The sequence below is a fragment of the Anaeromyxobacter dehalogenans 2CP-1 genome, assembly GCF_000022145.1.
Taxonomy (GTDB): Bacteria; Myxococcota; Myxococcia; order Myxococcales; family Anaeromyxobacteraceae; genus Anaeromyxobacter; species Anaeromyxobacter dehalogenans.
Window position 1 is genome coordinate 3,297,787 of sequence record NC_011891.1, and the last position, 19,738, is coordinate 3,317,524.

The 19,738-nt window shown below is 76.6% G+C and carries 16 protein-coding genes; 9 read left to right on the forward strand and 7 right to left on the reverse strand.

Annotated features, from left to right (window positions below; translation table 11 throughout):
• Positions 1-91: 91 nt before the first annotated feature.
• Positions 92-3,127: an NADPH-dependent glutamate synthase gene (gltA, locus tag A2CP1_RS15020; protein WP_012634046.1), complete on the reverse strand. Its 3,036-nt coding sequence runs from the start codon at positions 3,125-3,127 to the stop codon at positions 92-94.
• Positions 3,128-3,441: 314 nt separating this feature from the next.
• Between gltA and A2CP1_RS15025 the strand changes: the two genes are divergently transcribed.
• Positions 3,442-3,927, forward strand: coding sequence for a hypothetical protein (locus A2CP1_RS15025; RefSeq protein ID WP_012634047.1), 486 nt, complete (start codon positions 3,442-3,444; stop codon positions 3,925-3,927).
• 53 nt (positions 3,928-3,980) lie between these two features.
• Here the strand turns inward: A2CP1_RS15025 and A2CP1_RS15030 are convergent, their stop codons facing one another.
• Positions 3,981-4,961, reverse strand: a complete 981-nt coding sequence (locus A2CP1_RS15030) for a PilZ domain-containing protein (protein ID WP_012634048.1) — start codon at positions 4,959-4,961, stop codon at positions 3,981-3,983.
• A gap of 67 nt (positions 4,962-5,028) precedes the next feature.
• On the opposite strand from A2CP1_RS15030, the gene A2CP1_RS15035 reads away from it, so the two are divergent.
• The 4 genes from A2CP1_RS15035 (at position 5,029) to A2CP1_RS15050 (ending at position 10,096) form a co-directional block, all read left to right on the forward strand.
• Entirely contained in the window at positions 5,029-6,111 is a 1,083-nt protein-coding gene (locus A2CP1_RS15035) for a rhomboid family intramembrane serine protease (RefSeq protein ID WP_012634049.1), read from the forward strand.
• A gap of 130 nt (positions 6,112-6,241) precedes the next feature.
• Positions 6,242-6,439, forward strand: coding sequence for a hypothetical protein (locus A2CP1_RS15040; protein ID WP_012634050.1), 198 nt, complete (start codon positions 6,242-6,244; stop codon positions 6,437-6,439).
• 93 nt (positions 6,440-6,532) lie between these two features.
• Positions 6,533-7,099 (forward strand): sigma factor, encoded by a 567-nt coding sequence (locus tag A2CP1_RS15045; protein ID WP_012526890.1) that lies wholly within the window; start codon positions 6,533-6,535, stop codon positions 7,097-7,099.
• 63 nt (positions 7,100-7,162) lie between these two features.
• A complete protein-coding gene (locus A2CP1_RS15050; protein ID WP_245529793.1) occupies positions 7,163-10,096 on the forward strand; it encodes a serine/threonine-protein kinase in 2,934 nt (977 codons plus the stop codon).
• A gap of 16 nt (positions 10,097-10,112) precedes the next feature.
• Here the strand turns inward: A2CP1_RS15050 and A2CP1_RS15055 are convergent, their stop codons facing one another.
• Complete coding sequence (locus A2CP1_RS15055; RefSeq protein WP_012634052.1) at positions 10,113-10,523, reverse strand: VOC family protein; 411 nt, start codon at positions 10,521-10,523, stop codon at positions 10,113-10,115.
• 220 nt (positions 10,524-10,743) lie between these two features.
• Here A2CP1_RS15055 and A2CP1_RS15060 point away from each other — a divergent pair, with 220 nt between their 5' ends.
• Entirely contained in the window at positions 10,744-11,271 is a 528-nt protein-coding gene (locus tag A2CP1_RS15060; protein ID WP_012634053.1) for a hypothetical protein, read from the forward strand.
• Between the two features lie 6 nt (positions 11,272-11,277).
• Here the strand turns inward: A2CP1_RS15060 and A2CP1_RS15065 are convergent, their stop codons facing one another.
• The 3 genes from A2CP1_RS15065 to A2CP1_RS15075 all read right to left on the reverse strand — a co-directional run bounded on the left by A2CP1_RS15065 (position 11,278) and on the right by A2CP1_RS15075 (position 14,888).
• Entirely contained in the window at positions 11,278-12,867 is a 1,590-nt protein-coding gene (locus tag A2CP1_RS15065; RefSeq protein WP_012634054.1) for an aromatic amino acid hydroxylase, read from the reverse strand.
• 140 nt (positions 12,868-13,007) lie between these two features.
• On the reverse strand, positions 13,008-14,498 hold the full coding sequence (locus A2CP1_RS15070) for an ATP-binding cassette domain-containing protein (RefSeq protein WP_012634055.1): 1,491 nt from the start codon (positions 14,496-14,498) through the stop codon (positions 13,008-13,010).
• A gap of 180 nt (positions 14,499-14,678) precedes the next feature.
• On the reverse strand, positions 14,679-14,888 hold the full coding sequence (locus tag A2CP1_RS15075) for a hypothetical protein (protein WP_012634056.1): 210 nt from the start codon (positions 14,886-14,888) through the stop codon (positions 14,679-14,681).
• Between the two features lie 122 nt (positions 14,889-15,010).
• Here A2CP1_RS15075 and A2CP1_RS15080 point away from each other — a divergent pair, with 122 nt between their 5' ends.
• The 3 genes from A2CP1_RS15080 (at position 15,011) to A2CP1_RS15090 (ending at position 18,915) form a co-directional block, all read left to right on the forward strand.
• Complete coding sequence (locus A2CP1_RS15080; protein WP_012634057.1) at positions 15,011-15,370, forward strand: response regulator; 360 nt, start codon at positions 15,011-15,013, stop codon at positions 15,368-15,370.
• 97 nt (positions 15,371-15,467) lie between these two features.
• The gene (locus A2CP1_RS15085; protein WP_012526899.1) at positions 15,468-15,713 is read left to right on the forward strand and encodes a hypothetical protein; all 246 of its coding nucleotides are present in this window, start codon (positions 15,468-15,470) and stop codon (positions 15,711-15,713) included.
• Entirely contained in the window at positions 15,706-18,915 is a 3,210-nt protein-coding gene (locus tag A2CP1_RS15090) for an ATP-binding protein (RefSeq protein WP_012634058.1), read from the forward strand. Before A2CP1_RS15085 ends, A2CP1_RS15090 begins: the two co-directional genes overlap by 8 nt.
• Here A2CP1_RS15090 and A2CP1_RS23480 read toward each other — a convergent pair.
• Positions 18,798-19,511, reverse strand: coding sequence for an HNH endonuclease (locus A2CP1_RS23480; protein WP_245529794.1), 714 nt, complete (start codon positions 19,509-19,511; stop codon positions 18,798-18,800). The genes A2CP1_RS15090 and A2CP1_RS23480 overlap by 118 nt on opposite strands.
• Positions 19,512-19,738 lie beyond the last annotated feature (227 nt).

Consider the following 19,738-nt stretch of genomic DNA (forward strand, 5'->3'; position numbering starts at 1 on the left):
GCGAGTAGCCCTGGCACAGCTCCCGTGAAAAGGAAAGGCCCCGGGGGCTGAGCCCCGGGGCCTCGTCACGGTCTCCGCCGGCGCGGAGGGCCTACAGCATTCCGGGCTTGCCCTGCTTCCACCGCTCGTACTCGGTGGTGAGCAGGTCGACGTGCTCGCGCTCCTCGGCGGCGAGCTCCTTGTAGAGCTGCTTCTCGGGAGAGCCCTCGGGCGCCGCGGCGCCGCGCTCGGTGAAGAACTTCACCGCCCGCTGCTCGAAGCCGATCGCGATCCGGAACAGGTTGCCCGGATCGTCGGGCCGGTTCTCGAGGCCGGCGAACAGCGCCGCGCGCTCGATCTTGAAGCCCTCCGTCGGCGACGGGGCCTGGGCGTGGTAGCGGCGCGTCAGCGTCGCCATGTGCTCCTGCTCCATCCCGGCGAACTTCTCGAACAGCGCCTTCAGCACCGGCTCCTTCGAGTCCTTGGCCGCCTTCGCGTAGAACGCCATGCCGCCGAGCTCGATCTCGAACGCGAGCCGAATGGCCTCGAGCGCCTTGGCCTCCTCGACCTTGCGCGGGTCGGTGACCTGGAGCTTGCCGCCGCACGCCGGGCACATGCCGTACGGGAACGCGAAGCCCTCGCTCACCTTGCCGCAGTCGTCGCAGCGCCACTGCAGCTGCGCGGTGCCGCAGCAGACGTACTCCTCGTCGCCCTCGATGGGCCGGCGGCACTTCGGGCAGGTCTTCACCGCGGTCTCCGCCCCGGCCGCGACGGCGCCGGCGTGCGTGTGGAGGCCGGCCTGCGCGGCCGGCGCGGCGGCGAGCTGCGCCATGGGCTGGAACGCGGCCACCTCCTCCTGCGTGAGCGGCCACTTCTTGCCGTTCGTCAGGTAGGTCGCGATGGAGCGCGCGGCGCGGCGGCCGGCGCCCATGGCCAGGATCACGGTGGCGCCGCCGGTCACGATGTCACCGCCGGCGAACACGCCCGGGAGCGTGGTGGCCTGGGTGGACTCGAGCTTCCCGTCGTCCGCCGCGATGTTGCCCCACTTGTTGAGGCCGAGGCCGGGGGTGGACTGCGTGATGATCGGGTTCGCCTTGGTCCCGAGCGCGTAGATGACGGTGTCGCACTCGAGGTCCTTGAACCGCCCGGTGGACATGGGCTTGCGGCGGCCCTTGTCGTCGGGCGCGCCCAGCTCCATCTCCTCCACCTTCATGCCGCGCACGCTGCCCTCGGCGTCGGTGTAGATCTCCACCGGCGTGTGGAGGAAGAAGAAGTCGATCCCCTCCTCCTTCGCGTGCCGCAGCTCCTCGATGCGGGCCGGGGCCTCCGCCTCGCTGCGGCGGTAGACGCAGCGCACGGTCGGCGCGCCGAGCCGCTTGGCGACGCGCAGGCAGTCCATGGCGGTGTTGCCGGCGCCGATCACCACCACGCTCTTGCCGAGCGAGATGGGGGTGTCGAGGAACGGGAACTTGTCGCCGCCCATCAGGTTCACGCGGGTGAGGAACTCGTTGGCCGAGTACACCTGGCCCGCGAACTCGCCCGGGATCCCGAGGAACTGCGGCGCGCCGGCGCCGACGCCCAGGAACACGGCGTCGAAGCCCTTGTCGTTCAGCAGCTGCGGGACGGTGAAGGTCTTGCCGATGACCTTGTTGGTCTCGATCTTCACGCCCATCTCGACCAGCTTGTTCACCTCGCGGTCGATGATGTCGCGCGGCAGGCGGAAGGACGGGATGCCGTAGCGGAGCACCCCGCCGACCACGTGGAGCGCCTCGTACACGGTCACGTCGCAGCCGAACTTCACCAGGTCGGCCGCGGCGGCGAGGCCGGCGGGGCCGGAGCCGCACACCGCCACCTTGCCGAGCTTCTTGTCGAAGCGGGGCGGGACCACCGGCTTCGGCCGGGCGTTGTCACCGACGAAGCGCTCGAGGCGGCCGATGCCGACCGACTCCATCTTCTTCGCGATGATGCACTGCGCCTCGCACTGCGTCTCCTGCGGGCAGACGCGGCCGCAGACCGACGGGAAGATCGAGGCCTCGTTGATCACCTCGAGGGCGCCCTCGAGGTCGCGCACCACCACGTGGCGGATGAAGCGCGGGATGTCGATCTGCACCGGGCAGCCGGCGATGCAGGTGGGCTTCGCGCACTGGATGCAGCGCTCGGCCTCCCCGAGGGCGTCCTGGAGCGAGTACCCCAGGTTGACCTCCTTGAAGTTCCGGGCGCGCTCGACGTGGTCGCGCTCCGGCATCTTCGTCTGCGTCGGGACCAGCTCCTTCAGCTTCTTGTAGTTCCGCTTCTCCTCCTCGAAGAGCTGCTTCTCGAGGTTGCAGACGTGCGCGTAGTCCTCGTTCGCGCGAGACTCCTGGCTCTTGAAGCGGCGCTGGCGCGCGAGGAGCTCCTTGAAGTCCACCTGATGGCCGTCGAAGTCCGGGCCGTCCACGCAGGCGAACTTCACGTCCTTGCCCACGGTCACGCGGCAGGAGCCGCACATGCCGGTCCCGTCCACCATGATCGCGTTCAGCGAGACCATGGTCTTCACGCCGAACGGGCGGGTGGTCTCGACGCACGCGTTCATCATCGGCAGCGGGCCGATGGCGATGGCGAGGTCGGGCTTGTCCTGCTCGCAGACCTCCTTCAGCGCCTGCGTCACGAAGCCCGGCTTCCCGTAGGAGCCGTCGTCGGTGCAGACGATGAGGTCGTCGCAGTACTTGCCGAACTTCTTCTCCCAGAACACCAGGTCCTTGTTCCGGAACCCGATGATGCCGGTGGTGCGGCAGCCGGCCTCCTTGAAGGCGCGGAGCTGCGGGTACACCGGCGCGACGCCCAGGCCGCCGCCGACGAGCACCACGTGGCCGGCGTTGTCGATGTGCTGGGGCAGGCCGAGCGGGCCGACGAAGTCGTCGAACGTGTCCCCGGCCTTGTAGTTGGTCATCATCTCGCGCGTCGTCTTGCCGAGCGCCTGGATGACCATCGTGATGGTGCCCTTCTCCCGGTCGAAGTCGGCGACCGTGAGCGGGATGCGCTCGGAGCCTTCGTGCAGCCGGAGCATGACGAAGTGCCCGGGCTGGGCGGAGGCGGCGACATCGGGGGCGTGGACCTCCCAGAGGAAGGTCACGTCGGAGAACGCTTCGCGGCGAAGGATCGAGTACATCGGGAACCAATCCCTCCGTGCAGTTGGAGTGGGGGGAGGTGCGGTTTCGGCCTGCGCTTGGTATCAGCCCCCCGTGGAGGGCGTCAAGGGAGACACCCGCGAAATCTCAAGAGAATTGCCGATTGAATCGGTCCACATTGCGACCGTTCGCCCCGCGATGCCGCCCCCCGCCGCGCCGCTGGCGCGCTGGCGCGCTGCCGCCGCGGACAGGCCGGCGGGCGCGGCGGCCAGCGGCCCCACCGGGCGAGCCCGGCGCGCGGCGGCCGGACGAGAATGCCGCGCCGCCCGCCGTCCCGGCGGGCCCAGGGGATTCCATGAACGTCCTTCGCATCGCCGCCGCCGCGGCCCTCGCCGCGGCGCTTCCCGCGCCGTCCGCCCACGCCGCCGACCGCATCCCGGTCTATCCGGGCGCTCGCCTGCTCGCGGTGCCGCTCGAGCCGGGGGAGTCGCCCGAGTGCTGCACGTTCGTCACGGCGGACCCGGCCGCGAAGGTGACGGCGTGGTACGCGACGGCGCTGTCCCTGCCGGCGCTCGACCGCGCCGCGTTCGAGCGGCGGTACCCGGAGCTGCGCGAGGCGATGGCGCTGCTGGCCGCGGCGGCGGAGCACCGCGCGCCCAGGGACCTGCGCCTGTTCGTCCTCCGGGAGGAGCCGGTCGGCGGCAAGCGGATGCCGACGCTCACGCTCGCCATCCTCTCCACCACCGAGGGCACGGTGTTCGAGATCGGCGAGGAGGAGCTCGGGAGCGAGGGGCCGCGCTGGGCGGAGACGATGCGGCGCGCGCATCGCGCCAGGCGCTGACCCGGCCCGAGGCGCGGGGCGCTCCCGCGCGCCGGGGTGCGGGCGCGGGCCGCTCAGGCGCTGCGACGGCCGTCGAACGCGAGCCGCCCGAGGACGCCCGCGATCTCCGGATCTCCGGGCGCGACCGCCAGGGCGCGCCGAAGGAGCGCGATGGCCCCGTGCACCCTGCCCTCGGCCAGCTCGCCCCGCGCGCGCTCCAGGCACTCGGCCGCCTCGGGCGGCCGGGGACGCCCGGCTGCGCCGCGCCAGCCCACCCCTGCGCCCACGAAGTCCGGCGAGCGGGCCGGCGGAGCGCCGGGGGCCGCAGCGCCGCCGGCGGCGCGCACCGCGGCGCGCGCCGGCACGCCCACCGCCGCCGGAGCGGCGGCCGCGGGTGCGGGTGCGGCCATCGCGGCCGGCGCCTCGGGCGTGAGCGCCACCTCCGCCTGCAGCAGGGTCCGCTCCCAGTCCCGCGCCCTCGTCGCGCCGCCGCGCGCGAAGGTGAGGTACTGGTGCGCGAGGAGCGAGAACAGCGCCCGGCGCGCCTGCGGCCACCGCGGCCCGAGCGCGCCCGCGACGCTGCGCAGCGAGGCGCCGTCGCCCACCGCGCGCAGGATGGCGATCTCGCTCCGGTCGAGATCCACGAACCGCGGCGGCGCGCCCAGCCAGATCGTCGCGTCGAGCGGGATGCGATCCGGCAGGCGGCGCCCCGGGCCGATCCCGGAGCTGGACGCGAGGAGCGCCTGGTACCAGCGGCCGGCCCGCTCGAGCTCCGCCACGTCGAACGCGACCCCCAGCCGCCACGGCGCCTGCGCGCTCGCCCACGCGACCCGGCCGGCGATCGCGACCGGCGCCGCGAGCAGCGGGTGCGAGAGCTCGAGCCGCACCGCCTCGCCGCGGGCCACCGCGCCGGCCGCGCGGAGCTGGCAGCCGCTCGGGCCGAGGTCCTCGGTCTCCGCGTCGAGCACGCCGGCCGGCGCGGACACCCTGCAGGCGCAGCGGACGCGGGCGCGGGGAGCGCGGCGTGGGTTGACGATGGTGTCGGCGTCGCTCATCGATCCGGACGGTATCCGAACGCGAGCGGCCGCACGAACCCGGGGTCACGGTACACTCCCGCGCCGCATGCACACGGACGCCCCACGCCCTCGGGACGGGCTCGCGGCCCGGCTGCGCGCCGCGCCCGGCACGGTGGCCCTCGCCGCCGCGGATCTCGCCGTCTTCGGGTGGGTGGCGGCCCATGGCTCCACGACCGACCCCGCGCTCCTCGCCCGAATGGGCGCGCTCGACCATGCGCGCGTGTGGGATGGCGAGCCCTGGCGCCTCCTCACCGCCGCGTTCCTGCACGTCGGCCCCGTTCACCTGGTGTGGAACCTGGCGTTCGGGGTGCCGCTCTGCGCGCTGGTGGAGCGGGCCATCGGCACCCGCCGCTTCCTCGCCGTGTACGTGGCGAGCGCGCTGGGCGGCTCCGCCGCCTCGATGCTGGCCGCGATGCCGATGTCGGCGGGCGCCTCGGGGGCGCTGTTCGGCGTCGCCGGCGCCATGCTGGCGCTGTACCGGCGCGCGGTGGGGTCCTGGCGCGCGTTCCTCGCCTCGCGCGACATCATCCTGAACGGGATCCTGCTCGTCGGGTTCGCGCTGGCGGGGCTGTTCCTGCCCATCGACGGGTGGGCGCACGCCGGCGGGCTCGCCACCGGCGCTTGGCTCGGCTGGATCGCCTCGCGCCCGGCGCCCCGTCGAGCCCGGGCCTGGCTCCCGCCCGCCGCCGCGCTCGGCCTCGCGATCGCGCTGGCGCTGCGACCCGATCCCCGGTGGGCGGCGAACCGCAGCGAGCTGGAGGCGATGCACGCCGCGCTGCGCGACGGCGACCGCACGCGGGCGCGCGCGGTGCTGGACGCCGCGCGCGCCCGCGGCAACGACGCCGCCGGGCTGCCGTACTACGAGGGGCTGCTGCTCGCGCAGGAGGGGGATCTCGACGGTGCGCTGGAGCGGCTGCGGCCGCTCGCGTCCGCCGCGCAGGGTCCGGCGGGCGAGGAGGCGCGGAGGGCGCTCGCCGCGGTGGCGAAGCGCCTGGGCGTGCTGCTCGTGGTCGGCGACGGGCGCCCGCCCGATCCGGCGCGCGGCCGGGCGCTGCTCGACGAGGCCTGTGGCGCCGGGGACGCGGACGCCTGCCGGCTCGCCGCCGACGCCGCCGCGCTGGATCGGTGAACCCCCGGCGCGGAACGGACCATCGGTCCGGCTCCCGCGTTCACCTCTCGTGCATCCTCATTGGGGCGGACCGCCGCGCCCGCGTCGGTTCCGGACCGCGCCGCGGTCCAACGGTCGAGGAGATCTCGTCATGAAGAACACGCTGACCTCGAGCCCCGCTCCGCTCACGTTCCACGTCCGCTCCCGCCTCGGCCTCCTCTGGGATCTCGCCATGGTGGGCGTCTGGATCGCCATGCTGTTCGCGTTCATGGTGCAGGTCTGGAGCGCTCCCACGCCGCGGGTCCTGCGCACGCTGGGCGCGACGAGCATCACGGCGCACGCCGCCTAGGTCGCCGGCGCGGGGTGGCCCGGTCGACCACCGCCCACGAGGGCCCGGCCGCCCGGCGCTCGGCGCCGGGCCCGCGCCGCGGTAGACGGAGGCGTGGAGCTCGACGCGCGGGTGGCGGCGCTGCTGTCGACGGGAGACGCGGCGACGGCCGCGACCGAGGTGCTGCGCGCGCTCGGCCCCGGTGTCCGGCGCTACCTGGCCTCCGTGCTCCGCGACGACGACGACGCCGCCGACGCGTACGCGCGCTTCGAGGAGTCTCTGTGGCGCGCGCTGCCGGCCTTTCGCGGCGAGGCCGCGCTGCGGACCTGGGCGCTCCGGATCGCCTGGAGCGCCGCCCGCCACGTGCGCGCCGAGGCGTGGCACCGACACCGCACGCGGCTGCGGACGCACGACGCCTCGGTCCTCCAGCAGACGCAGGGCGCCTCCGCGGCGCGCCACGAGGACCGCCGGCGGAAGCTCGAGCTGCTCCGCCGCGCGCTCAGCGACGAGGAGCAGTCGATGCTCGCGCTGCGCGTCGATCAGGAGCTCCCCTGGCCGGAGATCGCGCGCGTGCTCTCGCCCGATGGGCGCCCGCTCGACGTGGCAGTCCTGCAGAAGCGGTTCGAGCGCCTGCGCGCCCGCCTCGCACGCCTTGCCCGACGGGAGGGGCTCCTCGACTGAGGTGCCCGGTGCTAGCGTCCTGCACGACGCCGCACCGGGGGGCCCTCCATGCGCGAGCGAGGGGTGCGCGAACGCGCGGCGGTGCCGCCGGGCGCGATCTCGAGACTGCTGGTGGACCTCGCGCGCGAGCCCGCGCGGCCCCCTGCCACCGCGCTCGCCCCCGGGACCGTCGTCGGCCGCTTCCAGATCCAGCGGGAGCTCGCCCGCGGCGGCTTCGGCGTGGTGTACGTCGCGCGCGATCGCGCCCTGGGCCGCAGCGTGGCGTTCAAGCTCGTCCCGGCCCGCGCGCAGGGCGCCGCCGACGACCGCGTGCTCCGGGAGGCGGAGGCCGCCGCCCGCCTGACGCACCCGAACATCGTGACGCTGTTCGACGTGGGCCGCTGCCCGGCGGGCCCGTACCTGGTGCTCGAGCTGCTGCGCGGCGAGACGCTGGCGGCGCGGCTGCGGCGCGGGCCGCTCCCCCTGCGCGACGCGCTCCGCGTCGCCGAGGCGGTCGCCAGGGGGCTCGCGCACGCCCATGAGGCCGGCGTGTTCCACAGGGACCTGTCCCCCGGGAACGTGTTCCTCTGCGAGGACGGGCAGGTGAAGGTCCTGGACTTCGGCCTGGCGCACGCGTTCGGCCGGGCGCGCACCGCCGGCGGGACGCCGCCGTACATGGCGCCCGAGCAGCGGCGCGGCGCGCCGGAGGACGAGCGCACCGACGTGTTCGCGCTGGGCGCGATCCTGTTCGAGATGCTGACCGGCGAGCAGCCCTTCCCGGCCGCGACCCCGGGCCGGACGCCGCGCCGCGCGCCGGCGCTCCAGGTGCCGGACCTGCCCGCGCTGGCAGACCTGCTGCGGCGCATGATGGCGGAGGACCCGGTGCGGCGCCCGCGCGACGGCGGCGCGGTGCTCGCGGCGCTCGGGGCGCTGGGCGGCGAGCTCGACCGCGCCGGCGTCCGGCCCGCGCGCCGCTCCCGGCGGCGGCGGCCGGTGCCGCAGGTGGCGCTCGCGCTGCTCGCCGTGGGCGTGCTGGCCGCCGCGGTCGTCGCCACCGTGAGCCTCCGCCGCGCGCCCGCGGGGGCCGCCCGCGAGGGCGATCGCCAGCTGGTGGCGGTCGCGGACTTCGTGAACGACACGGGCGACGCGGGGCTGGACGCGCTCTCCGGGCTGCTCGTCACCTCCCTCGAGCAGTCGCAGCGCATCGGCGTGCTCCCCCGATCGCGCATGCTGGACCTCGCCCGCCAGGGAGGACGGCCCGGCGCGGCGCGCATCGACGAGGCGACCGGGGCCGACGCGGGGGCGCGGGGCGGCGTGCGCACGCTGCTCGTCCCGTCGATCCGGCGCGAGGGCGAGCTCTACGTCGCGACGCTGCGGGCGCTGAGCCTCCCCGGCCGCGACCCGGTGTTCACCGTGGAGGAGCGCGCCCGCGGCCTCGCGGCCGTGCCCGGGCTGCTGGATCGGCTCGGGGCACGGGCCCGCCGCGCGCTGCGCGAGGACGACGCCGAGGTGGAGGCGCACCGGGTGCGGCTCCAGGACGCCGTCACGTCCAACCTGGAGGCCTACGGCCACTACGTGCGCGGGCTCGAGCTGTCGTACCAGGACTTCGACGCCGCCCGCGCGCTGACCGAGTTCCGCACCGCGCTCGCGCTCGACCCGCGCTTCGCGCTGCCCAGCCTCGAGATCGCGGTCCTCGCCAGCTGGCACGAGGTGCCGGGGGAGGACGGCGCGGCCCGCATCGCCGCCGCGGCGGCAGAGGCCGATCGCCTCCCGGACAAGGAGCGCCGGACCATCCTCGCGTTCCGGAGCTTCGTCGACGGCGACCGCGCCGGCGCGGAGGTCCGGTTCCGCGCCCTGGCGAACGACTACCCGCTCGACAAGGGCATCCTCTACCTCGCCGGCGAGGCGCTGTGGCACGGCGGCACCGCCTCGGGCCCGCGCGAGGCGGCCGGGCTGCTCCGGCGCGCGCTCGACCTCGATCCCGCGTTCCTGGTCGCGGCCATCCACCTGTTCCAGTGGACCGACCGCTTCGGCCCGCCGGACGAGGCGACGGCGCGGGCCCGGCGCGCGGTGCAGGCACGACCGGGTCCGGCCGCCTTCGCGATGCTGGCGCGCGCGCTGGCGGCGCGGGGGCACCTCAAGGCCGCGCTGGCGAGCGCGCGGCGGGCCTCGTCGATGGCCGGCGGCGCCCACTTCGAGGCGTCCTACGCGCTCGCCGAGATCCTGGCGCGGGCCGGCCGGGGCGAGGAGGCCGCGCGCGAGCTGCGGCGCTGGACCGAGCCGGACGCCGAGCCGGGTGACCGGCGCATCGCCTCGGAGTTCCTGCCGGTGCTGCTCGCAGGCGAGGGCCGCCTGCGGGCTGCGCGCCGCGCCTGGCGGCGGCTGTCCGAGCAAGCCTGCGGCGTGGAGTGCGCGGCGTTCGACGCGGTGCTCGCGGCCCACCTCGCGCTGGCGGACGACGACCCGCCGGCGGCGCTCGCGGCGCTTCGAGCGGGGACGCCGCGGGCCGAGGCGGACGGGGATCCCGACGCCTGGCTGTGGGCGCTGCTCGGGGACACGACCACCGGCGCCGCGCGCGCCGCGCGGCTGGCGCCCGGGTCCATCGCCGAGCGCCGCCACGCCGCCGCCGCCGCGATCTCGGCGGCGCGCCCGGACGACGCCGTCGCCATCCTGCGTCCGCTCGCCGCGCAGGATCCCGCCATCCCGACCGCCTTCCTGCTGGGGCTCGCGCTGGCCGGCGCGGGCCACGACGCGGAGGCGGTGGACGCGTTCGCGGTGGTCGAGCGCGCCTACCCGCTCTACGCGCCTGCCTGGTCCGCCAGCCTGCGGCCGCGGGCGACGTGGGAGTCGGCGCGCGCGCTGCTCCGGCTCGGCCGGCGGGAGGGGGCCCGCGCCGAGCTGGACGCGCTCCTCGCGCGCTGGACGCGCGCGGATCGTGACCTGCCGCTGCTCCGGCGGGCGCGCGCGCTGCGCGCAAGCCTCGGCGACGCGCCGCGGAGCGGCGCGCCCGCCCGCTGACCGCGGGCCGCGTCGCTCACGACGGATCGGCGATCTCGTCGTACCCGCGCCCGCGGAACTCGAGCAGGCAGATGCCGTGACCGAACGGATCGGCGAGCCGGGCCATCCGCCCCCAGGGGCGCTCGGCGACGTCGCCCTCGCGGCGCGCGCCGGCGGCCTCGGCCCGCGCCAGCGCCGGCTCGAGCGCCGGGACGGCGACGTCGAGGTGCACCGGCGTCCAGTGCCGTCCGTACTCGCGCGGCGTCGCCGCCCCCGGGTACGGGGCGCTGCCGGCGCGGTTCTCGAGGAGGTAGATCGGCGAGGACGCGCCGAGCAGCTCCGCGGCGGCGCCGCCGAAGCGGCGCCCGACGCGCAGCCCGAACGCCTGCGTGTAGAACGCGACCGCGCGCGCCAGGTCGTCCACGTCCACGTTCACGAGCAGGTCCATGGTGGTGCCTCCGGCGCAGCGGGATAACGCGACGCCGGCCACGCCGCAGCGCCCCGCGCGCGGCACGGGCCGGCGGCCGCGTCGTCCGGCGGCCGTGCGCCCGCGCTGCCGGCGGAGCGGTGCTACGCTGCGGCGCATGAGCGATCCGGTGGTCCTGCGCGCCCCTGGCTACGGTTGAGGACCGGTGGCGGGCCTCGGCTGAGGCACCGCCCTCGCGCCCGTGCTGGCGCGACTCGACGCGATCCCCGGCGTGCGCGAGAGCCGCGCCGACGCCTCCGGCCGCCACTTCCTGCTCGAGCTCCGGCCGGGCGCCGACCGGGCCGCGGCGGTGGAGGCGGCCTGCGCCGCGCTGGGCGCGCGGGCGCGCCCGCTCGAGCCCGCCGAAGCGGCCGCGCAGCTGGAGGCGCGCGGCCGCGGCGATCCCTGGTACGCGGGCGCGGACACCCTCGCGCTCTGCTACCTCGAGGCGCGGGTGCTCGCGGCGAACGCGGGCCCGGCCGCGGCGCGCGCCGCCGGGCTCGACACCGCCGCGGGCGACGCGATCTGCGAGGCGGCGCGGGCCGTCCTGTTCCAGGTGATGGAGCGGGTGCACGGCGAGGGCGGCCGGTCGTCGTCCGGGTGGTTCTACGAGGAGTGGCCGGCGATCGCGGAGGCCATCTCCGGCCGCGCCACCCGGCTGCTCCCGGCGCTCACCGACGACGACGCCACGCGGCTGCGTCGGGCGGTCGCGGCGCTCCACGCCCGGTAGCCCCGCTCACGCGTGCGCCGGGGCGTCGGCGCCCGGCGCGAGCAGCTCGTCCACCTCGGTGCGCAGCAGCCAGTCCCCCGGGAACGCTGCCGCCGCCTCGCGGATCGCGAGCAGGCGCTCGCGCGTGCCGCGCCCGGCCTCGCGCAGGCGCCGGACCTCGTCGTACAGCGCGGCGAGCGCCGGCGGGAGCGCCTTCGCCTTCCGGGCGCGCGCCCGCGCCTCGCCCTCGCCTGCGGTGAACGTGCCGTGCTCGCCGAACCAGCGATCCCACGCGCCCGGGTCGGCGGGCCCGCCCGCGACCGAGCGCAGGTCGCGCGAGACGAACAGGAGCGCCCAGGTGGGCAGGTCGAGCGGCCGGCCCTCGCGCGAGGCGCGGAGGTCCACCACCTCGCCACCGCCCACCGCGAACCCGCGCAGCGCGAGCCCGCCGGGCAGCGCCAGGTCGAAGGGCCCGCGATCGGGGACCTCCGCGTCGCCGAACGCCACCACCACCTCGCCCGGCCACGGCTTCCCCTCGCCGCGCCCCTCCCGCGAGACGAGCACCGGCCCGTCCAGGCGCACCAGCGCGGTCGACAGGCCGGGCGCGAGCTCGGCCGCCGCCGGGATCCGCTCCGCGACCTTGCCGGTCAGCTCCCGCCCGCCGGACAGCGCCAGGTGGTTCACGCTCCGGGATCGGCGCGCCTCCTCCAGCCCGTGGTCGCCGCCGCGCCTCCAGGAGAGCCCCGCGGTGAACGCGTCCAGCACCTCGAAGAGCTGGTCGAAGTCGCGGGCCACGAACAGCTGCGGCTGCATGCGGGTGATGTCGTAGGCCACGTCGGCGCAGCCCGGATCGAGCGGCAGCTTGCGCACGGCCGGGGTGAGGCAGTGCACCGCCTCGCCGATGGAGGAGAGCAGGCCCGCGCCGTAGATCCTGGGGTCGTCGAGCGTGCCCACCAGGCCGTACTCGGCGGTCCACCAGTAGAGCCGGCTCGCGCGCGTGGACTCCGACGCGTAGCGGACGCTGGCCGACGCCGCCCGGAGCCGCGCCTCGGACAGCGCCACCTCCTCGTCGCTCGCCTCGGGGTCCTCCTTCACGACGGACAGGTTGCGGATGGCCTCGAACACCGCCTGGTCCTCCGCCGAGGCGATGGCGCGGAACCCCACCTCGCCGGCGCGCTGCAGGTACTCGGCGTAGGTCGGGTCGGCGATGAACGGCGCGTGGCCGGCGCTCTCGTGGATGATGTCGGGCGCGGGCGTGTACTCGATGTGCTCGTGGGTGCGGATGTCCGCGGCGATCGCCAGCACGCGCCGGCTCTGGAGCTCGGTGAACACCGCGGGCGGGATGAACCCGCGGACCGCCACCGCCGACCACCCCACCCGCGCCAGCTTCCGGTTCATCTCGTCGAGGCTCGGGATCCGCTCCACCTCGATGCCGGTGGCGGCCAGGCCGGCCAGGTAGCGGGGGTGCGCGCGCGTGGCCAGGTGCGCGGTGAGCCGGCGGAGGACGTGGCGCCAGACCGCGTGGTCGCGCGGCGTGTACGCGGCGTGGTCCTGCGCGACCACGAAGCGGCGGAGGTGCGGCGGCAGCTCGGCGATGGCGCGCTCGGTGGGACCCAATCTCGCCTCCACGGGAAATCTGCGACGGCGCGCGGCGCCCGGAAGCTCCGGACCGGCGACGCCCGCCCGGCGCGGGCCCCCCGGCCCGGACACCCGGCGCGCCCGTGCTGTAATCGCCGGCCCCGCGGAAGCACCGCCCCTCACGCGGCGTCCACCCTCCCCGACGCGATGCGCCAGCGCGACGCGGTGCAGCGCGCCGCCAGCGCCTCGTCGTGCGTGACCAGCAGGAGCGCGCCCGGGTAGGCCGCCAGCGCGGCCTCGAGCCGCTCCACGGTGGGCAGGTCGAGGTGGTTGGTGGGCTCGTCCAGCACCAGCGCCCAGGCGTGCCGCCCCATGCCCATGGCCAGGAACAGCTTGCGCGCCTCGCCCGGCGACGGCGCCGCGGAGGCGAGCAGGCGCGCCGGGTCGGTGCCCAGCGCGGCCACGAGCGAGAGGACGCGGCCGCGCACCGCCGGCTCCAGCCCGGCCAGCTCCCGCAGCAGCCGCGGCCCCTCGCCGTCCGGCAGCTCCTGGGGCAGGTATAGGAGCCGGTCCGGCGGCAGCGCCGCGCCGGCGAGCAGCGCCCGGAGCAGCGTGGACTTCCCGGCGCCGTTCGGCCCGGACAGCCACACGCGATCCTCGCGCCCGAGCCGCAGGTGCACGTCGCGGAGCAGCGGCGCCTCCCCGGCGCGGACCTCGTCCGCCTCGAGCGCGAGCAGCACCGGCCGCGGGGCCCGCTCCCAGCCCAGGAACACCGACCCGCCCAGGTCCGCGAGCGGCGGCGCCTCGGGCACGTCCTCGCGGGCGCGCTCCGCCGCGGACCGCAGCCGGCGCACGTCCGCGCCGAGGCGGTCCTCGGCCCAGGCCCGGCGCGTCTTCGCGCCCAGCGTGCGGCCGTCGCTGTCCTTCGGATCGCGCTTCCGGCCGCTGCGCGCCCGGTCCGCCGCGTCGCGCGCGCGCCGCGCGTCCGCGAGCGCCCGCTCGACCCGGCGCCCCTCCTCCTGCGCGGCCGCCCGCGCGTCCCAGGCCACGCGCGACTCGGCCTCCCACGCCGCGCGCGCCGCGCCGTAGGGGAGCGCCCAGGCGCGCGCCGCGCCGCGGCCGAGCCGCACGGTCCGCGCCGCCAGCGCCGCCAGCAGCGCGCGATCGTGCGACACGAGCACGCCCGCGCCGCCGAAGCGCCGGAGCGCGCCGGCGAGCAGCGCCCGCGCCTGCGCGTCGGCGTGGTTGGTCGGCTCGTCGAGGAGCAGCACGTCCGGCTCGGCCGCCAGGGCCGCGCCCACCTGCCAGCGCTTGCGCTCGCCCGGCGACAGCGTCGTCCAGCGCGCGAGCGCCTCCGGGTCGAGCGCGAGCGCCGCGCGCAGGCGGCGCGCCTCGCCGTCGTCTCGCGCGGCGAGCGCCGGCACGTCCGGCCCCGGCGCGTCCACCGCCTGCCGGCACAGCACCACCCGCGCCGGCTCCGGCTCGAGCAGGATCCGGCCCGCGTCGGGTGCGCGCAGGCCCGCGACGAGCTCGAGGAGCGTGGTCTTCCCGGCGCCGTTCTCGCCCACGAGCGCGGTCCAGCCGGTGGGGAAGACGAGATCGACGGCGTCGAGGATGGGCGCGGCGTCGGCGTGCGAGAACGAGAGCCGCTCGAGGCGGACGGAAGGCATGGCGATGCTCCTGGAGCGAGCGCCCGCGCGCGAGGGGCGCGCCGGGCGGCGTGGGCGGGTGATGCTGCCGGTTCGCTAGGAGATCGTTTCCATCGCCGCACCGCGGCTGCGGTGCGCGGGCTGTCTAGCGCGGACGCACGGGGAGCGCAAGCGGGCCCGGTGCCGCGCCCGGTCCCCGCGTCAGCCGCGGGCCGCGCGCGGGCCGCCGCCCAGGATCCGCGCCGGCAGGAACACGATGGCGCGCAGGAGGGTCAGGACGCCATCCACCGCCACCCCGAGCAGCCGGAACGGCAGCAGGACCAGCCAGACCAGCGGGTACAGCACCAGCGCGAGCAGCGCGAGCGGCCAGCAGACGACCAGCAGGAGCACCCAGAGCAGGAAGGCGGCCATGCCCACCCCTACGCACGATCCCCTCCAGGTATTTCGGGGGGCGGGACGTCCGGGTTTGCGCCCCGGATCGAGACCCCTTGCCCCGCCGGGGGGCTCCCGCTTAAGAAGCGTTCGAGCGTCCGATGACCGGGCCCCGCGTACTCGTGGTCGACGACAACGACGCGCTCCGCGAGAACGTCGCGGAGTGCCTCGAGGGCGAAGGCTACGCCGTCGACCTGGCGGGGGGCGGCGCGGCCGCGCTCGAGCTCCTCGAGCACGAGCCCCTGCCGGCCGTGATCATCCTGGACCTGATGATGCCGGGCATGGACGGCGGCGCGCTCGCGGCGGCCATCCGCGCCGACCCCCGCTGGGCGGGGATCCGCCTCGTCATCACCACCGGCCTCTCGGTGTCGCGGGTGCGCGAGCTCCCGGTGGACGCCGTCCTGATGAAGCCGTTCGGCGTGGACGAGCTGCTCGCCGTGCTGAAGCGCGTCGGAGCGTGAGCCGCCGCCGGTCAGCCCTGCGCGGGAGACGAACCGGGCGCATTGGCAAACCGGCGCGCCCGCGCCACCGTAGCGACTCGAGCCAGGAGGTGCGCCGGTGTCGTCGCTGGCCCAGCGCGAGGAGCGCTCGTCCGACGGGCGGGAGCCGGCGCGCGCCTGGGCGGTGACGATCCTGGTGCTCGGGCTCCTGCTGGTCTCGTGGCCGTTCGTCCGCACCCCGCCCCTCCCGCTCGCGCCCGCGTACGCCCACCTGCTCGGCGCCTGGGTCGGTGGCGTGGGCGCGCTCGCCGCCATGGCGCGCGCGCTGCGCCCCCGCCGCGGGCCAGGACCGCCCGATGCGTGAGGTCGCCCTCCCCGCGCTGGTGGTGACCGCGTACGTCGGTGCGCTGTTCGCGGTCGCGGCGTGGGCGGAGCGCCGCGAGGCGCGCGGGCGGTCGGTGGCGTCGAACCGGCTGGTCTACTCGCTCGCGCTGGGCGTCTACGCGACCACCTGGACCTTCTACGGCAGCGTGGGCTTCGCCGCCCGGCGAGGGCTGCTGTTCCTGACCGTCTACCTCGGCCCGACGCTCTGCGCGGCGGTGTGGTGGTGGGTGGTGCGCAAGCTCGTCCGGATCAAGGACCGCTACCAGGTCACGAGCATCCCCGACGTGCTCGCGCTCCGCTACGAGCGATCGCAGGGCGTCGCGCTGACCGCGACGGCGCTGCTGGTGGTCGGGCTGGTGCCGTACATCGCGCTCCAGCTGAAGACGATGATCGCCACGCTCGGCCTGGTCGCCGGGGGCGGGCCGTCGCTCGCGTACCCGGGCGCGGGGAAGCGGCTCGGGCTCCCGCTGCTCGCGTTCCTGCTCGGCTTCACGATCATCTTCGGCCTGCGGCGCGCCCGGCCGTCCGAGCGTCACCCCGGCCTGGTGGTGGCGCTGGCGGTCGAGAGCATCGTGAAGCTCGCCGCGTTCCTGGCGGTGGGGGCGTGGTTCGTGTGGGGCTTCCGCGGCGGCCTCGCCGACGTGTTCTCCACCGCGCCGGGCGGCGACGCGGCGCCCGCGTTCCTCGGCGACACCGGCGTCGGGACGTGGCTCGCGCACCTGCTCGTCTCCGGGATGGCCGCGCTGCTCCTCCCCCGCCAGTTCCACGTGGCGGTCGTCGAGAACGCGAGCGAGGACCACGTCCGCACGGCGATGTGGCTGTTCCCGGCGTACCTGCTGCTCATCAACGTGTTCGTGCTGCCGCTGGCGCTGGGCGCGATCGCGGTGAGCCCGCCCGACGGCGCGGACGTCTTCGTGCTGTCGCTGCCGCTCGACACCGGGCACCCGGCGCTCGCCTGGCTGGTGTTCCTGGGCGGGTTCTCCGCCGGCACGGGCATGGTGATCGTCGAGACCACCGCGCTCGCCACCATGCTCTCGAACCACGTGGCGATCCCGGCCGCGGAGGCGTTCGCGCCGCTGCGCTGGCTGCGGCGGCACGTGCTCCACGCGCGCTGGGCGGCCGCGCTGATCGTGCTCGCGCTCGCGTTCGGGTACGAGCGGGCCTTCGGGCAGCGCTTCGGGCTCGCCTCCACGGGCCTGGTCTCGTTCACCGCCGTGCTCCAGCTCGCGCCCGCCCTGCTGGGCGGCCTGTTCTGGCGCGGCGCCAGCAAGGCCGGGGCGATGGCCGGGATCGTCGCGGGCTTCGCCATGTGGGCCTACACGCTGGTCGTGCCGGTGCTGGCGCGGAGCGGCTGGCTCCCCGAGTCGCTGCTGCTGCAGGGGCCGCTCGGGATCGACGCGCTCGCCCCCGAGGGCCTGTTCGACGTCCACACGGATCCGGTCACGCACGCGGTGGTGTGGACGCTCCTCGCGAACGGGCTCGCCTTCGTGGTGGGCTCCCTGCTCTTGCCGCCCGGCGCGGAGGAGTCGGCGCGGGCGGACCGGGTCGTCGGCGCGCTCGCGGCCGGTCCTTCGGGCGGGGCGCCGCTGGACGCGCCGGCGCTCACGACGGTGGAGGCGAAGCGGCGGGCCGCCGTGGAGCTCCTCGGCACGTACGTGCCCGCCGCCGAGGCGGAGGAGATGGCCGCCACCTGCCTGGAGCGCTGCGGGGCGCGCCCGGAGCAGGGCCTGACCGCGCTGCAGGTCGCGGAGCTGCAGGCGCAGGTCGAGGTGGCGCTCGCCGGGGCGATCGGCGCGGCCGCCGCCCACGCCGCGGTACGCCGAGCCGGGCTGGTGACGCCCGGGGAGGCGCGCGCGATCTCGACCGCGTACGCCGACATCCTCACCGCGCTCCACGTGTCGCCGCACGAGCTGCGCCGCCGGGTGGACTACCACCGCGCCCGCGAGCGCCTGCTCTCGCGGGACGCGGAGAACCAGCGGTTCCTCGCGGGCGTGAGCGCGCTGCTCGCGGGATCGCTGGACGCGGAGGCGATCGCGCGGACCGCGGTGCGCCTCCCGGTGCCGCACCTCGCCGACGCGGTGCTGCTCGTGCTCCGGCAGGAGGGCGGCCCGCGCGTCCAGCTCGCCCACGCCGATCCGCGCCGCGAGGAGGAGGGGCGCGCCGCGCTGGCGGGGCCGGGGAGCGCCCTCGACCGCGCGGCGTCGATCACCCGCGCCCTCGAGACCGGCCGGCCGGTGGTGAGCCGCCCCGCGGCCCAGGCCGGCTGGCCCGAGCCGCTGCGCGCCGCCCTGCCCAGCCAGGTCGAGCTGACGCTGCCGCTCGCCGGGGTGGGCGAGCCGCTCGGGACGCTGTCGCTGTTCGGGGATCGCGAGGATCGGCTCGCCACCCCGGAGGCGCTGGCGCTCGCCGAGGAGCTGGCGCGGCGGCTGGCGATCGCGCTCGACAACGCCCGCCTCTACGGCGAGGCGGAGCGCGCCGTGCGCGCGCGCGACGAGTTCCTCGCCATCGCCTCGCACGAGCTGAAGGGGCCGCTCGGGCCGCTGCAGCTCCGCATCGCCATGCTGGAGCGGCTCATCGCCCGCGGCGAGCTGCGCGCCATGCCCCACGAGAAGCTGGTGCAGATCTTCGGCGGCGCGCGCGGCCAGGTGCACCGGCTGGCCTCGCTGGTGGACGACCTGCTCGACGTCACCCGGCTCTCCACCAAGCGCTTCCGCCTCGACGTCGCCCCCATGGACCTGGCCGCGGTGGTGCGGGAGGTGGTCGAGCAGCACGCCGCCGAGGCCGTCGCGGCCGGCGTGGCGCTGCGCGTGGAGGCGCCGCCGTCGGTGCTCGGAGCGTGGGACCGCCGGCGCATCGATCAGGTGCTCGAGAACCTGGTCGGCAACGCGCTCAAGTACGCGCCCGGGGCGCCGGTCGAGGTGCGCGTCGAGGCCGACGCCGCCACCGCGCGCATCCGCGTCCAGGATCGCGGCCCCGGCATCCCGGCCGCGGATCAGGAGCGCGTGTTCGGCGCGTTCGAGCGCGCCTGCCCGCACCGCGGCGTCGGCGGCCTGGGCGTCGGGCTCTACGTGGTCCGCGAGATCGTCCGCGCGCACGGCGGCTCGGTCTCGCTCGAGAGCGAGCCGGGCCATGGCACCACGTTCACCGTCACCCTGCCCCGCGGCGCGCCGGCCCAGGCCTGAGCACGGCCGCGAGCCGAAGGCAGCAGCATCAGCATCTCGCCGCCGCGGCGCGGTCCGTCGCGTCCGCGCCGCGCCGCGCCGGTGTGGCCCGGTCCACACCTCGCAGCCCAGCAGCCACACAGCTCCCCCGGCGCGCGCCCCAGCACCGCGAGGAAGCCGCCGTGGATGCAGCGCAGGTGGTGGAAGGCGCAGAGGCCGACCAGGTTCTGCGGGTCATCGCTGCCGCCGTGCGAGCGGAAGTCGATGTGGTGCGCGTGCGCCGCGTTCCGGCTGCAGCGCGGCACCTGGCACCAGCCCTGATCCCGCTCCCGAACCCGCCGCGAACGCGTCATTGGGCCCCCCGGTGCATCGCGCCAGGTCGCGAGGAAGTGGAAGCCGATGACCGCCAGGCACGTTCCGGTGGAGAGGGCGTGCCCGTGCTGCTCCCGGACGGAGGCGATCGCCGCCGCCGACAGCACCCCGACCCCGCGCGGCAGGGCCGCGACCGACTTTCCCCGCGCACGCAGCTGCCCCTCGCGCTCGCCCTCCACCTCGCGGCGGAGCGCGACGCAGGTCGCCTCGAGCGCCCGCGAGGGGGAGATCTTCGGTCTCCTCAAGCAGGACGTCGACCTCGAGCGCGGCGTCATCATGGTGTGCCGGTCCTCGGAGGCGGACCGCACGAAGGACGGCAAGGCGGCGCCCGTCCCGATCGCCCCGCAGCTCCGGCCCTACTTCGAGCGCGCGCTCCGGGAGGCTCCCGGCCGGCTCGCCTTCCCGGCCGAGGGCGGCGCGATGCACAGCCGCAAGCTGCGCCTGAACCGGCCGCTCCGGGCCGCCATCGCGC

Bases quoted from the DNA above. Each gene is read 5' to 3' on its own strand.
- gltA (WP_012634046.1), bottom strand. From the start codon at position 3,127: ATGTACTCGATCCTTCGCCGCGAAGCGTTCTCCGACGTGACCTTCCTC.
- A2CP1_RS15025 (WP_012634047.1), top strand. From the start codon at position 3,442: ATGAACGTCCTTCGCATCGCCGCCGCCGCGGCCCTCGCCGCGGCGCTT.
- A2CP1_RS15030 (WP_012634048.1), bottom strand. From the start codon at position 4,961: ATGAGCGACGCCGACACCATCGTCAACCCACGCCGCGCTCCCCGCGCC.
- A2CP1_RS15035 (WP_012634049.1), top strand. From the start codon at position 5,029: ATGCACACGGACGCCCCACGCCCTCGGGACGGGCTCGCGGCCCGGCTG.
- A2CP1_RS15040 (WP_012634050.1), top strand. From the start codon at position 6,242: ATGAAGAACACGCTGACCTCGAGCCCCGCTCCGCTCACGTTCCACGTC.
- A2CP1_RS15055 (WP_012634052.1), bottom strand. From the start codon at position 10,523: ATGGACCTGCTCGTGAACGTGGACGTGGACGACCTGGCGCGCGCGGTC.
- A2CP1_RS15070 (WP_012634055.1), bottom strand. From the start codon at position 14,498: ATGCCTTCCGTCCGCCTCGAGCGGCTCTCGTTCTCGCACGCCGACGCC.
- A2CP1_RS15075 (WP_012634056.1), bottom strand. From the start codon at position 14,888: ATGGCCGCCTTCCTGCTCTGGGTGCTCCTGCTGGTCGTCTGCTGGCCG.
- A2CP1_RS15080 (WP_012634057.1), top strand. From the start codon at position 15,011: ATGACCGGGCCCCGCGTACTCGTGGTCGACGACAACGACGCGCTCCGC.
- A2CP1_RS15090 (WP_012634058.1), top strand. From the start codon at position 15,706: ATGCGTGAGGTCGCCCTCCCCGCGCTGGTGGTGACCGCGTACGTCGGT.